Source organism: Pseudomonas sp. ABFPK (assembly GCF_001586765.1).
Classification (GTDB): Bacteria; Pseudomonadota; Gammaproteobacteria; order Pseudomonadales; family Pseudomonadaceae; genus Aquipseudomonas; species Aquipseudomonas asiatica.
The window spans coordinates 16397-30593 of sequence record NZ_LQXW01000026.1; the positions used below are offsets into that span (position 1 = coordinate 16397).

At 62.2% G+C, this 14197-nt stretch carries 11 protein-coding genes; 8 read left to right on the forward strand and 3 right to left on the reverse strand.

Annotation, left to right across the window (positions count from 1 at the left end):
• The first annotated feature begins 21 nt into the window (after positions 1-21).
• From WM94_RS17790 to WM94_RS17800, 3 genes are read left to right on the forward strand one after another with little or no spacing between them, the layout of a single operon-like run.
• Positions 22-1137, forward strand: coding sequence for a hypothetical protein (locus WM94_RS17790; protein WP_024087164.1), 1116 nt, complete (start codon positions 22-24; stop codon positions 1135-1137).
• 19 nt (positions 1138-1156) lie between these two features.
• Positions 1157-2719: a Wzz/FepE/Etk N-terminal domain-containing protein gene (locus WM94_RS17795; RefSeq protein WP_061551818.1), complete on the forward strand. Its 1563-nt coding sequence runs from the start codon at positions 1157-1159 to the stop codon at positions 2717-2719.
• Positions 2720-2729: 10 nt separating this feature from the next.
• A complete protein-coding gene (locus WM94_RS17800) occupies positions 2730-3536 on the forward strand; it encodes a CpsD/CapB family tyrosine-protein kinase (protein ID WP_061551819.1) in 807 nt (268 codons plus the stop codon).
• A gap of 72 nt (positions 3537-3608) precedes the next feature.
• Here the strand turns inward: WM94_RS17800 and galE are convergent, their stop codons facing one another.
• The 3 genes from galE to WM94_RS17815 form a co-directional block, all read right to left on the reverse strand.
• Positions 3609-4586, reverse strand: coding sequence for a UDP-glucose 4-epimerase GalE (galE, locus tag WM94_RS17805; protein WP_061551820.1), 978 nt, complete (start codon positions 4584-4586; stop codon positions 3609-3611).
• A gap of 79 nt (positions 4587-4665) precedes the next feature.
• Positions 4666-7281, reverse strand: coding sequence for a cellulase family glycosylhydrolase (locus tag WM94_RS17810; protein WP_061551821.1), 2616 nt, complete (start codon positions 7279-7281; stop codon positions 4666-4668).
• A 5-nt stretch (positions 7282-7286) separates the two neighbouring features.
• A complete protein-coding gene (locus WM94_RS17815) occupies positions 7287-8813 on the reverse strand; it encodes an O-antigen ligase family protein (protein WP_061551822.1) in 1527 nt (508 codons plus the stop codon).
• Between the two features lie 96 nt (positions 8814-8909).
• Here WM94_RS17815 and WM94_RS17820 point away from each other — a divergent pair, with 96 nt between their 5' ends.
• The 5 genes from WM94_RS17820 (at position 8910) to WM94_RS17840 (ending at position 14194) form a co-directional block, all read left to right on the forward strand.
• Positions 8910-10286, forward strand: a complete 1377-nt coding sequence (locus tag WM94_RS17820; protein ID WP_061551823.1) for an oligosaccharide flippase family protein — start codon at positions 8910-8912, stop codon at positions 10284-10286.
• A 236-nt stretch (positions 10287-10522) separates the two neighbouring features.
• Positions 10523-11989 carry an FAD-dependent oxidoreductase gene (locus WM94_RS17825; RefSeq protein WP_061551824.1) on the forward strand — a complete coding sequence of 489 codons (1467 nt, stop codon included), beginning with the start codon at positions 10523-10525 and terminating at the stop codon, positions 11987-11989.
• A 105-nt stretch (positions 11990-12094) separates the two neighbouring features.
• A complete protein-coding gene (locus tag WM94_RS17830) occupies positions 12095-12712 on the forward strand; it encodes an acyltransferase (protein ID WP_024087161.1) in 618 nt (205 codons plus the stop codon).
• Positions 12705-13661 (forward strand): glycosyltransferase family 2 protein, encoded by a 957-nt coding sequence (locus WM94_RS17835; RefSeq protein WP_061551825.1) that lies wholly within the window; start codon positions 12705-12707, stop codon positions 13659-13661. The genes WM94_RS17830 and WM94_RS17835 overlap by 8 nt, the downstream gene beginning before the upstream one ends.
• 8 nt (positions 13662-13669) lie before the next feature.
• The gene (locus tag WM94_RS17840) at positions 13670-14194 is read left to right on the forward strand and encodes a serine O-acetyltransferase (protein WP_013972705.1); all 525 of its coding nucleotides are present in this window, start codon (positions 13670-13672) and stop codon (positions 14192-14194) included.
• The last annotated feature ends 3 nt before the right edge of the window (positions 14195-14197 follow it).

Genomic DNA, 14197 nt, shown 5'->3' on the forward strand with positions numbered 1-14197 from the left:
TGCCTTTAATAAGAACACTTAATGCCTCTTCTCAGAACAACTAGTATTGCAACGGCAATCTTGGTGTTGCCGTTTACGAACACGGTCTTGGCAGCAAATTGGCAGTCTACGGTAGTGGTACCGACATCCGTCGAACATGACAGCAACCCCTTGCTGCTGTCGTCGGGTGAAAAGGGCATAACGCGCACGATCATCGCGCCGGATTACACCCTGATCGGTACCTTCGACCGGGACGAACTGAGGTTGGGGCTGGGCATGAATGTATTGCGCTCGTCCGACACGGCGGTGGTCGACAACCGTGAGGACCCTGACGTGAGCCTGGGCTGGCAGCGTCAGACCGAGCGCGGGCGGTTTGGCCTGCTGGCGCGTTACAACGAAAGTTCGACGCTGTCGGGAACGGTGCTGGATACCGGTGTGGTCACCACCGATGGCACGCAAAAGCTGTATACGCTGACCGGCAACTGGAGCCAGGCGGTTACCGAGCGTAGCACCTTGAGCAACGAAACCACGTACAACCGTGCCCGTTATGACATCAGTACGCTGACGGGTTACGAAGAACTGGGCAACGTGTTCACCTGGACCTACGCCTGGAGCGAGCGGGCTGATCTGTACAGCCGCTTTGGTGCCCGGCGCTATGAGCCCGAGGAGGACCAGACGGCGACGGCGTCCAACAGCTACAGCCCCGCGGTCGGGGTCAAGTACCAGTTTTCCGAAAGCCTCAGCGCCGATGCGCATGTGGGTGTCACCGAGGTTTCCGGTGACGAAGGTGGCCGACGCGGGGAGGGTGGGGTTGCGCTGCTTTACACCGGTGCGCGCGCCGTCGCCAGCTTCACCGCCGAACGCAGCACGGTAGCCAGCGCCGAAGGCGGCTTCGCCGAGCTGGACCAGGTGCGCGGTGTGTGGAGTTACGCCGTCAGCGAATTGACCCGGGTGGGCGCGGACGCTGCCTGGCAAGACAGCAAAGGGCAGACCCCCAACACCCTGCAGACTTACAGCGTGTGGGCCAGCCGCGAGTTTTCGCCGTACTGGGACCTGCGCCTGTCGCTGATGTACAAGGAACGGCAGCAGGATAACGAAGCTGATGCGAACGCTACGATCGTGGGTTTGACGTTGACGTACAGGTACCCCGACATCTGAACTTCAGGCAGGTGGCCCCATGAAGTCTGACTACGAGCTCTCCCTCAGAGATTACATTGCCATAATCAAGGACAGGGCCCTGTTATTGGGGGTGAGCATCGTAGTCATCCTGGCCACGACCGTCGCAGTCGCGGTGATGGTGCCGCCGATCTACCAATCGACCGGCACCATCCTGGTGGAATCGCAGCAAATTTCCCCTGAGCTGGTGTCGACCAACAACACCAGCTTTGCCGATGAACGCATCGAAGTGATTCGCCAGCGGGTGATGACCCGCGAGAACCTGCTGCGCATCATCGACAAGTACAACCTGTTTCCCGACAAGCGCTTCAGCGATAGCGACAAGATCGACCACATGCGCAGCGCCATCGTCGTCGAAACCCTTACCACATACGTGCGCGGGCGGGGTGAAGCGACCGTGGCGTTCAATGTGTCCTTCGAGCACAAGCAGCCCGAGGTGGCCAAGGAAGTCGCCGACGAGTTGGTGACGCTGTTCCTCAACGAGAACCTCAAGCAGCGTACCGAGCGGGCCAACGAAACCACCGAGTTCCTCACCCAGGAGGCGAACAAGCTGGGTGCCGAGCTGGCCAACCTGGAAAACCAGCTGGCGGATTTCAAGCAGGCCCACGCCAACGCCTTGCCCGAGCACCAGACCTTGCGCATGAACATGCTGTCACGGTCGGAGCTGGAGTTCCGCGAGGTCGACCGTGATTACAAGGCCGCCCAGGAAGAACTGCGTTACCTTGAGCTGGAACTGTCCGCGGCCAATGCCGGGCTGGCAACCAAGGCCGGCGAAGGCCCCAGGGCGGCCGGTGCCGAGCAGCCCCAGGACCTGCCCAGCCTGAAGGCCGAATATGCCCGGCTGTTGAGCCGCTACAAGGAAGCCCACCCCGATGTGGTGGCGGTCAAGCGCAGGATCCAGGCGCTCGAAGCCAGTGGCAATCGCACGGCAGCGGCCTCCACGGTCGGCCTCGATGTCGCCCGCGTGCGCGCCAAGATGAGCGCGGCACAGGAGCGCATTGCTTCGCTGGCCGAGCAAAAGCGCGAGTTGACCCGCAAGATGGAAGGCTACGAGGCCGAGATCCTCGAGGCGCCGCAGGTCGAGCGTGGCCTGGTGACCTTGATGCGTGACCACGACAACGCGCGCAAGAAGTACGAGGAAATCCGCGCCAAGGAAATGGGCGCGAAGATTACCGAAAGCCTGGAACAGGAGAACAAGGCCGAGCGCTTTGTACTGCTTGAACCACCGCTGATGCCCGAGAAACCGATCAAGCCCAACCGCAAGAAGATCGCTGCGCTGGGCCTGGTGCTGGCACCGGCAGGTGGCGGTGCGCTGGTGATGCTGCTGGAGATGTTCAACCAGCGCATTCGCGGCGTCGGTGCACTGGAGAACCTGCTGGGCAGGCGGGTGCTGGTGGCGCTGCCATACATCGATACCAAGGCCGATGTGGCCAGGCGCAAGCGTTGGCGCAACTGGCTGATCGTGGCGGCACTGGCGCTGGCGGCTATCATGGTAGTGCTGGTGCACGTGTTCTACATGCCACTGGATGTGCTGTTGTTCAAAGTCATGTCTCGGTTTGCATAGGGAAGCAGTGATGGACAGGACCAAGCAGGCTGTCGGCAATAATCTTCACCAGGTTACCCCGGGTACCCCCCAGGCCTTGTCACCCGCCCCTGGTACGGCACTGGCGGAAGTGCCTGGCCAGTTCGACTACGTGAACACCAAGGTGGTGCCGCTGCGCGCGGAGCACCTGGAGCGTCACCGTATCGTCGCCTACAACAAGAACTCCAACATGAACGGGCCGATCGACCTGCTGCGCACGCAAGTGCTCAGGACCATGGACGAGAATGGCTGGCGAACCCTGGCCATCACCTCGCCAACCCCTGAAGCGGGCAAGACGGTGCTGGCGATCAACCTGGCCATGAGCATCGCCCACCACACCACCAAGACCGCTTTGCTGGTGGACTTCGACCTGCGTCGACCCAAGGTCGGCAGCAGCCTGGGCCTGCCCATGGACCAGGCGTTGAACGAGTTTCTGACGGACAAGGCCGAGTTGCAGGACTGTCTGGTCAACCCGACCTTGCCTCGGTTCGTGGTGCTGCCCACGCGGGTGCCGGTGCCGTTGTCCACCGAAATGCTGTCGTCGCCCAAAGTGAACAACCTGATCAGCGAACTACGCAACCGCTACGAGTCGCGCATCTGCATTTTCGATTTGCCGCCATTGCTCAGTTCTGACGATGCGATCACCGTGATACCCAAGTTCGACTGTGTGCTGCTGGTGGTGGCCAACGGTATGAACAACAGGAAGGAGATCGAGGATTGCCTGCATCACCTGGCAAGGGTGAACCTGGTGGGAACGGTATTGAACAAAGCTGACGAGCAGCCTCGAACCTATTATTGAGTCTCGGTATTCTGGGGCTGCTTCGCAGCCCATCGCGACACAAGGCCGCTGCCACAGGTATGGCGCACTCTTTCAGCGGGTGGGGTAGCGAGCCCAGGGGTACTGCAACTCCCATTGCCACGCATGCCGCACAATCGACTCCAGCGAGGCAAACTCCGGCCGCCAGCCCAGCATGTGCATGGCCTTGCCAGCATCCGCCACCAACCGGGGCGGGTCGCCGGGGCGGCGGGGGGCGTCGAGGGTGCGGATCTGCCGGCCAGTCACCGCCCGGGCCGTATCGATCACCTGCTGCACCGAAAAGCCCAGCCCGTTGCCCAGGTTGAACGCGGTTCGCTCGCCACCCGCCAGCAGGTAATCCACCGCCAGTGCATGAGCCGCCGCCAGGTCGGCCACATGCACATAGTCGCGTATGCAGGTGCCATCCGGCGTGTCGTAGTCGCGGCCAAATACCGTTACCGCATCACGGCGGCCCGAAGCGGCCTGCAGGATCAGCGGGATCAGGTGGGTTTCCGGGTCATGACGCTCTCCCAGCTGGCCCTCCGGGTCTGCGCCCGCTGCGTTGAAGTAACGCAGGCATACCGACTTCAAGCCATAGGCCCGGTCGAAGTCCTCGAGAATCTGCTCGACCATCCATTTGCTCAACCCATACGGGTTGATCGGCCCCTTGGCATGCGCTTCGTCGATCGGCACGTACTGCGGGTTGCCGTAGACGGCTGCGCTGGAAGAAAAAACCAGGTGCCTGATACCGGCATTCACCATGGCCTGCAGGAGGGAAAGGGTGGCCGCGACATTGTTCTGGTAGTACTTGCCGGGCACGCTGACCGACTCGCCCACCTGGATGAACGAGGCAAAGTGGAACACGGCATCGAAGCGGCAAACACCGAACAGCACATCCAGGGCGGGCTCGTCGGCGATGTCCAGTTTCGCCCACTGGACGCCGGGGCCGGGCGAGACGAGGTCCGCCACCACCACCTCATGGCCCGTACCGAGCAGGTGCTTGACCATGTGCGAGCCAATGTAGCCTGCGCCACCGACAACCAGAAACTTCATCCATGCCTCCTGGACTCTGCTGTTGTACAGCTGCGCTTTTCAGCTACAGGACTGTTGTGAGGGTAGATGGCCATATGCCCTATTTCAAGAACAGCCAGTTGGACATGTACTTGCCGTCGAACGTGATGCTGTAGCGTCCATCCTGGTAAGCCATCGGCAAGGGTTTCAACTGTGCCTGTGCATCCCGGGCGAACAGCTTCAGGCCAGCAGGCGCCTTGATGTTCAAGGTGCCGGCAAACGGCTCTACGTTGAACGGTGTCTTGTCATCGGCCTTGGGCACGGCCCGGGTACCCAGCGACAGCAGCAGTTCACGCGACTGGCCCAGGGGCTTGCCGTCCAGGCTTTGCAGCACGACGCTGGCGTACGGCGTTCGTGCTTGCACCTGGATGGCGCCCAGGCTGATCAAGCGACCTCCCAGCCATCCGGTGGCGGCCTGGGTCAGCGGTGTATCGATGGTATAGATGCCCTGTTGCCAGTTGCGCTTGAGTTCACCCGTATCGCTGACCGCTTCCGTGGCGTCGGCCGGCAGCAAGGACTGCTCCGGGTCCTGCAGTACCTGCGCACCGGCAGGGATGGCGGCGGGTTTCAGCCAGGGTAACTCCGGCGTCTGTGGCAGGGCGATCTGCAGTTGGCCCTTTTCCATGGCCGTGCGCAGCAGTGGCGAGTTGCGCGGGGTGATCTCCTGGTTGTACAGGGTGGCGGGCGTCGGCGCGAACACGTATCGGGTAGTGGCCGGCTTCACATCCGCACGGCGATAGAGCAGGGCGGCAGCGGGCAGGGTGGCGATCATCGCCGGGTCGTTGTACGCGTGCCAGTTATCCGCCGTGCGCCAGCCAGGGTTGAAGGCCTGCTGGCTGTAAGCGTACTGCATCATGGCGTCCCAGCCCTGATGGGCGGCGGTGCCGGCCACGTACAGCGGCAGCGAGTGGCGGTCGGGTAGCGGGAAGGGTTCGGCGTTCCACTCGGTGACGGTCAGCGGCTTGCCGACTACCTGGGCGGCAGCGAGCCAGTCGATCACGCCGTCGCTGGTCAACGGGTTCTTCTCCAGTTGGCCATTGGCACCGTAGCCATGGGCATCGATGACATCGCCTGTGGTCAGTGCCGGCAGCGCGCTCAGGCCATTGCCGCCCCAGGTACTGGTGGTGGCGATCGGCACTTTCACGCCGAGGCCGCGCAGGTGAGTGATCATGTCGGTGTTGAAGCGCTGTTCCAGGTCGTTGAGAAAAAGCTTCGAAGGGCCATGCTCCCAGGCGCGCCAGGTGAGGTCGGTGGGCAGGTCATATTGTTTGGCGAAGGCTTTGGCCGCTTCCATGTAGCGCTCGCTATGGCGCGGCACATCCTTGTTCGGCATCAGGGCGTTACCGTAATGCTGGGTGAGGTCGTTCTCATTGGTGAGCAGCACGGCAGCGATGGCGGGGTCGTCCTTGTAAGCCAGGCCGGTGTATTCATTCACATGAGTCAGGTACTGCTCGGCAAAGCGTTTCATCGCCTGTTGGATGCTTCGGTTCACATAGGCGTAACCCTTCAGGTCGACATGGCTCTCACCCTTGGCCAGCTCCTTGAAGTCATCGATATTGTCATTGGCAGTAAGCGCCCGCTGCACGTGCAGGTCCAGCCAGATATAGATGCCCTCGTCCTTGAGCGCCTTGATCCACAAGTCGAGCTTGCGCAGCGATTCGGCACTGAGCTGCTGGGTATCGCGCACCAGGGTGCCGTCGCCGAACACGTTCGGGCTGACCCAGGGCGAGTCGTGGTGATGCAAACGCACCAGGTTGAACCCCAGTGCCGACAGGCGCTTGGCCTGTTGGCGGATTTCTTCGTCGGGGCTCTTGAACAGCGAATAGGCGGACAGGTTGGTGCCCCAGAAGCGCACTGGGGTGTTGTTTTCGAACATCAGCTGCTCGCCGACAGCCTTGACGAAGCCATGCTTGCCGGCAGGCTTTTCCGGGGCGTTGAGGAATGACAGGTCCACGGGCGAGGTGCGCCAGTCCAGTTGGTCGTCGGGCCAACCGGCGGGGTCGGCCAGGCCGAAGCGTTCGCTGGGCGTGGGCCCCAGGTCGATGTCGCCGGTGATGTTCAGCACCGCCTTGATCTGCTGCCGACCAGCGTTGATCGGGTCGCTGTAAATGAACGCACGCAGTTCGGACGGGTTGCCGCGCTCGAAATACACCTTGGCCAGCGGCGGGTCGAAGCGCATTTCGATGCGGCGGCCCTGGTCAGCCTTGCCCCATGACCAGCCACGGTTGCCGGGCAGCAGCTGCGGTGCACCCATGCCCCCGGCAATTTGCGCAGGGTCGAACTCGAACACCATGCCACCGCCCATTACTCCGGCCTGGCGGCTGTGGGCCTCGAGGTCGAAGGCCCAGCCCAGGGTTTGCGCCTGCTCCTTGCGGATATCCGCCGCCAGATCGAAGTCCAGTTCCTTGTTCTTGCCCTGCAGCATGTAGTGGTCGGGGCCGACTACCTTGAACGTGGTGGAAAAACCGGTCCAGCTCCAGTTGGCCGCCCAGAAGTCGAACTTGGCTTTCATCACTGGCCCACCACCGCGGGTCACCAAGGGCAGGCCGTTCTGTTCATCGACACTGACTTGCCACGCTGAGGCCCAGCCGGCGAGCGGCAGTGAGGCCAGCCCGGCGATGGCCGAAACCCGCAGCAGGGTTTGAAAACCCCAGCGGCGCAGGGGGAGCAGGTTCATAGGTGTCACCTGGGTTGAAGGGCGGGGTCGGCCAGCGCGATGGCCTGGCTGTTGTGCAGCTTGCGAACCATCTGGACATAGGCCACGCCCAGTCCGGCGACAGTCCAGTACACCACCGGGATGAAGGTGATGCTGCTGACGGTGAAGATGATCACCAGGATGCCGATCAGTGTCGCCAGCAATGCCCGGCCGAGCTGGCGTCGCTCGTCGTCCTTGTCGGGGAAACTGCGCATGGCCTTGCGGATACCGTGCAGTACGGCAGCGAAGAACGCCACGAACAGGCCCAGCCCGACCAGCCCGACCCGCAGTGCCAGGTTTATGTAGGTGTTGACGATGTCGATGATGCCGTCACCCTGGATCATCGATTGCATTTCCGGGGTGTTGCGGAAGTCGAACGAGCCGAACAACGGGTTGCGCTGGATGACGATCCACGAGTTGTCCATCAGCCGTTCGCGGTAAGTGATGTTCTCTTTCTCGAGGTTGCCAATGAACGGCAGCATGTCCAGTACCTTGTCGCCACCGGGCACGATGGTCAGCAAGGGCAGGGCCAGCATGCCGGCCGCAGCGAGCAGCGCCAGGCGCCTGACCGCACCTTTGCCCAGGGCGATGAACACCACCACGATGACCACGGCACCGATCCACGGGCCGCGGGACAGTGGCGCGAACAGCCCTGCGGCCAGCAGCAGGGCGCCCAGGGCCCGCTGCAGGGGGCGGCGCACGTAACCCTGGACGAACAGGAACAGGCCGATGGCCACGCTCATCACATAGCCCAGGGCAATCGCCTGCCCGGTGGTGACGCTGGCGCGCAGCGAACCGCCACGGCTCAGGTAGCCGGACATGCTCCACGGCACGCCCATGGCGTCGACCAGGGCACTGTACAGCAGCCAGTGGCGCACGTACTCGGCCACGCCGATCAGGGCCAGAACGAATGAGGCAAGCACGAAGGCCAGCAGGGTGTCCTTGAAATCGCTGATCTGGCGCAGGCCACGGCTGGCCACGTAATACGGCAGTAACACGTCGACAAACAGGTACAGCGTCTGGCGCAGGGTGTCGGTCAGGGTGGTCTCGCGCAGGTACAGCACGCTCATCAGCAGCAGGCCGGCCGCCAACAGCCTGTCGGGCCAGGTGCGGCCGAAGCGCAGGGTGTCGCCTTGCCGGCGCAGGGCCAGCGCCGCCGGCAACAGCACGCACAGGGTCAGCAGGCGGATATGATTGATGTCTACCAGGTAATTGACCACGCCAAACCCGGGCACCTGCACCGAAGCTGGCGGGATCAGGAACAGCAGCATGTAGAACAGCGCCATGGGGTTGTGTTCGCGGCGCCCGGCGATGTACAGGATGACGGCGCCAGCACCCAGGTACAGCCAGAAGCTGTGCGAGAAGAAGGCCAGCAGGGTAAGCAGGAACCACAGGTTGCGTCGGCGCTTGAAGTCGCTCAGCGGAATCAGGTCGGTGGCAGGCCGCCGCGCCAGCAGGAAGACCACGCTCGCCAGAAAAAGGATGACGATCAACGCACGAAAATGTTCAGGCATTGGCTATGTGCACCTTTGCATCGGTGGGCAACGGCTAGCGTCGTGGCTGATTGAAACTATAGTGACCTTTTAGCCAGTCAGTCAGAGATTGCTCTCATGCCGTCGATTGATGTGTCTGCCACCGCGAGCCTGCGCAAGCGGGCCCTGAGGGCCGGGTCATGGAACCTGGTTGCACAAGTGGCGTCACAGGTGATGCGCCTTGGCGGCAACCTGATAATGGCCCGCTTGCTGCTGCCGGAAATGTTCGGGGTGATGGTCATCGCCACCACCGTTTCGGTACTCCTGCATCTACTGTCCGATGTCGGCCTGCGGCAGAACATCATCCAGAGCCATCGCGGTGACGACCCGGACTTTCTCAATACTGCATGGACCGTGCAGATCATCCGCGGCTTCGTGCTGTTTGCCCTGACCTTGCTGCTGGCCTTGGGGGCCTGGTTCGCCCAGCTCGCCGAGCTGTGGCCGGCGGACTCCACCTATGCCGCACCGGTGTTGCCGATGGTGCTGGCGGCAACCGGGCTGTCGGCGGTGATCTGGGGCTTCCAGTCCACCAAGATAGATGTCGCGGTACGGACTTTCCAACAGAAGCGCGTGGTGCTGGTGGACCTGGCCTCGCAGGCGGTCGGCCTGGTGGTGATGCTGGTGCTGGGCTACCTGACCCATTCAGTGTGGGCACTGGTGATCGCCGGCCTGGTGTCTGCCGTGGCCTGGACCCTGCTCGGTCACACCGCCCTGGAGGGGCATGACAACCGCCTGCAGTGGGACCGCAGCGCGCTGACCGAACTGATCGTGTTCGGCCGCTGGATCCTGTTGTCGTCGATGGTCGGCGTGCTGGCCATGTACGGTGATCGCATGTGGTTTGGCGCCAGCATGACGGCGGCACAACTGGGTGTGTACTCGATTGCCGTGTTGATCCTGGGTGCCGTGCAGACCGCGCTGATGAAGGTTTTCGGCGCGGTGGCGCTGCCCGCCTTCAGCGAAGCGGCACGGGCCGATGACAAGGAGCGCCTCAAGGCGCTGTATTACCGCTTCCGCCTGCTGGTCGACCTGCTGGTGCTGTTCATCTGTGGCGGCTTCCTGACCGCCAGCCCGTTGCTGATCGGTTGGCTGTACGACGATCGCTACCGTGAAGCTGGCCCGATGATGGCCATTCTTTCGCTGTCGTTCCTCACATTGCGCTATACCTTGGCTCATCAGGTGTGGATTGCCCTGGGCCTGACCAAGTACCAGGCCATGGATAACATCATCCGCCTGGTCTCGTTGTGGGGGGGGCTGCCACTGTTGCTGGCGATCGGTGGCGTTGACTGGGCGATCTGGGGGGTTGCCCTGCATACCGTGCCAACCCTTGTGTTGATCGTGTACGTGAATCGCAAGCTGGATATGTTCAGCCTGAGGCGTGAGCTGGTGGTACTGCCGATGCTACTGGTCGGGGCGCTTTGCGGGGCGCTGCTGACAGCCTTTTTCAACTGGCTGTAATTCGGCTTGTCGGGTGAAACTTTCTAAGGTGCAGGTCATTGGATCATGGGGAAACTTACGTTTTGTACTGCGCAATTGGGTCGTAGGGGGTTTCTCCAGAGTTGTGTCTTGCTGGGTGTAGGTGGTGTGGTGTTCGCTGCTACGCCAGCCGTCGCCAGCCAACCTGCTGGCAGGCCTGGGTTCGTGGTGATCAACGGCTGGGTACTGCCGTCCCGTTACTTCCGGAACGAGCACGCATGATCAGGGACTATCAGCAGCAGAAGGCGCTGCGCGACAGTTACGATGTCTGCATCATCGGCGCCGGCCCGGCCGGTATCACCCTGGGCCTGCGCCTGGCCGCCGCCGGCTGGAGCGTCCTGCTTGCCGAAGGTGGCGGGCGCGAGTACTCGGCGAACTCGCAAGCCTTGTACGCCTGTGCATCCACTGGCCTGGAGCTGTATGCCGGGGAAGCTCGCCTGCGTTACCTGGGCGGCACATCCAACCATTGGGCCGGCCGTTGCCGGCCGTTCAGCCCCTCGGACTTCGCAGTTCCCCCCATTGGCGGCTTGCCTGGCTGGCCCATTCCTTATTCGGAGATCGCAGGCTACCTGCCTGCTGCCATGGATATCGTCGACCTGCCGCCAGGGGCAAACTTTCGCGCGTTGAATGATGGCCTCGACGGCGGTGACTTCGAACCGGACCGCTTTCTGCTCAGCCCGCCAACGCGCTTTGCGCAGAAGTACGCCACGGCCCTGGAGCAGACCCAGGGCCTGGACGTATTCATCAACTGCAATTGCGTGAACCTGGAGTTCGACCAGGCCTCCGGTCACCTGGCTGCAGTCGTGCTTTCCGATTACGAGTGCAATCGCCAGCGCCTGGTTGCAAGAAACTTCGTACTCGCTACAGGTGCCATCGAGAATGCCCGGCAACTGCTCAACAGCGAGTCGTTGGCGGCGGCGGGGATAGTGAGCAAGGACGGGCTGGTCGGCGGGTGTTTCATGGAGCATCTGAACATTGACCTGGGCACCTTCATCCTCAACTCGGGGCTGGCCCCTGACCCGCGCGAGTACTACACCACCGATGCCTTCGTTGAGGAGTACAAGGCAGGCAAGGGCAACGTCAGGGCCGCCTTGCTGGCTGATGTGCAAACCTATGGTCGTACTGCCGAGGTGAAGCATTTTCTGGAGAACCTGGCCTGCGACATGGGAGTAGCCAGCAAGATCGCCTTCGTGGCCAAGTTCAACTGCCCCGGTGATGGCGTCATCAGCACCATGATCGAGCAGTTTCCCAACCTGCACAGCCGCATTTCGCTGCTGGAGGAGAAGGACGCACTGGGCGTGGCCAAGGTCAATGTCAACTGGGCCCTGACCGCTGATGACCGGCACACCGTCAAGTGCATCGGAAGCGAGCTGGCCAAGCAGTGGGCTGCCATGGACCTGGGCTACATCAAGCTCAATGACTTCGTTTACAACACCTCGATACCGCTGAAGCTGTCGCCACATGCCCATCACATGGGTACCACGCGCATGGCGTCTTCGGCGCAGTTTGGTGTTGTCGATACCAACTGCAAGGTGTTCGGTACCGAAAATCTTTATGTCGCCGGCAGCAGCATCTTTGCCACGGGCGGCGCTTGCAATCCGACCATGCCGCTGCTGCAGTTTGCGGTACGCCTGGCCGACCACCTCGATGCCAGGCTGAGCGCGGCCAGCGACGCCGTGGGGTGATGCATGTTGTAAACGGGTTGAGTGCGCGACGGTCAGCACCCACAAGAACGAGACCGGATGCGCCTCAGGGACAGTCCAGATGGCTTTGATTGCGAGGCTGGCAGAATGAAGGGATGGATACGCAAGGCAGTGGCGCACTATGTCCATGCAACGGGGCGAGGAAGCTCCTTCTACAGGAGGTTCTGCAAGCCTTCGGGGCTTGAGTGGGGGGCCTACCTTGCCCGTTGGGGCAACTTCCACTCGGTAGGCAGCAACTTCTATGTCAATACAGGCTGCAAGTTCCTCGACCCTTCGCTGGTTCGCATCGGCAACAGTGTGGGGCTGTCCGATTGCACCCTGATCGGTCATGACGGGGTGGTATTGCTGATCGAACATCGCTTCGGCAAGCACCTGGATTCGGTCGGTTTCATCGACATCAAGGACAACTGCTTCATCGGCCACGGTGCAATCGTCATGCCTCGCGTCACCATCGGGCCTGAGTCGATCGTGGCCGCCGGTGCCGTGGTGACCAAGGATGTGCCGCCGGGCACGGTGTTCGGTGGCAACCCTGCAGAGTTCATATGCACCACCGAGGCGTTGATCAAGCGGGTTGAGGCACGTTGCGAAGCCTACCCATGGATCGACCTGGTCAAGCAGCGCAATGGAGCCTACGACCCGCAACTGGAGCCGCAGCTGATGGCGCAAAGGCGCCAGTATTTCTTCGGGGACGGCAACAATGGCTAGCAAACCTGTGGACGTCATGGTGGTCAACTTCAACACGGCCGGGCTGCTGCAGCCGATGTTCGATGCACTGCGTCGGGCCGACAGCGAACGGCTGGCCAGCTACCTTGTGGTGGACAATGCCTCGGCCGATGACTCGCTGCAGCGCATGGCCGAGGTATGCCCGCAGGCGCTGCTGCTGAGCAACAAGCAGAACGTGGGGTTCGGCCGGGCCAACAACCAGTTGCTGGCGCACCTGAAGGGCAAGTACGCCTTGCTGCTGAACACCGACGCCTTTGTCGCCGCCGATTCACTGCAGAAAACCCTCGACTACATGGAAGCCCACCCGGAGTGCGGTGTGCTGGGGGTACGCCTGGAGGGACGCGACGGCGCCCTGCAGCCCAGTTGCCGCTACTTCCCCACACCGTTCAACGTGTTCGTCGGGCGTACCGGGTTGGGGCGTTTCTTCCCGGGCTTGAAAATGGTCGACGAAATGGATTGGGACCACGCTTCGGTCCGCGAGTGCGACTGGCTGCCTGGCTGCTTCTACCTGGTGCGCCGCGAAGTGCTCGACCAGGTGGGCCTGTTCGACCCGCGCTACTTTCTTTATTACGAGGAGGTCGACCACTGCAAGCGGGTGAAGGCTGCAGGCTGGAAGGTGGTGTTCTACCCGCATACCACGGTGGTGCACATCGGAGGGGAAAGCTCCAAATCGGTGGCCGAACTGGAGGCGGCCAGCCGGCAGATCTCGTCATACCAGATCGAAAGCGAGCTGCTGTACTTCCGCAAGCATCATGGGCTGGCGGGCCTTGCCCTGCACATGCTGCTGGTCACCTTGGGCGACCTGGTACTGGCACTCAAGGCGCTGTTGAAACGACGCGGTCGGGGCGCAATACAGGCCTGCTGGCGTCACTGCCGGGCGACCTGGTCTCTGTTGTTCAAGACCCGGTACGCCAGCCAACCGACAAGGTAGGTGGAGCCATGTTCGAGAATATACGTGCCGACCTGCGTGCCCATGGTGGCGACTGGGGCGCCCAGGGCTTCTGGGTATTGCTGGTGTACCGCTTCGGCCGCTGGCGCTATGGGGTGCGCCCGGCACTGCTGCGAAAACTGTTTTCGCTCATCTACAAGGTCCTGTTCAAGTTCGTGCAGATCATCACGGGTGTGGAGCTGCCGTGCGAGGTGGTGATCGGCCGCAACTTCGTCATCGACCATTTTGGCGGCATCGTAGTCAGCGGCTATGCCCGGTTTGGCGATGACTGCCGCATCCGCAACGGGGTAGTGGTGGGCCTGAAGAACGTCGATGAGCCGATTGCACCAGTGTTCGGCAACAACGTCGATATCGGCACCGGGGCCAAGGTGCTGGGTAGCATCCGTATCGGCAACGACGTGATCATCGGTGCCAACGCCGTGGTGCTGGTGGATGTGCCGGACAATTCGCTGGCGGTGGGGGTGCCGGCCATCATCAAGGCCAGGCAACCGGCCGCCACGGCGCCCGTCGAGTGAGGC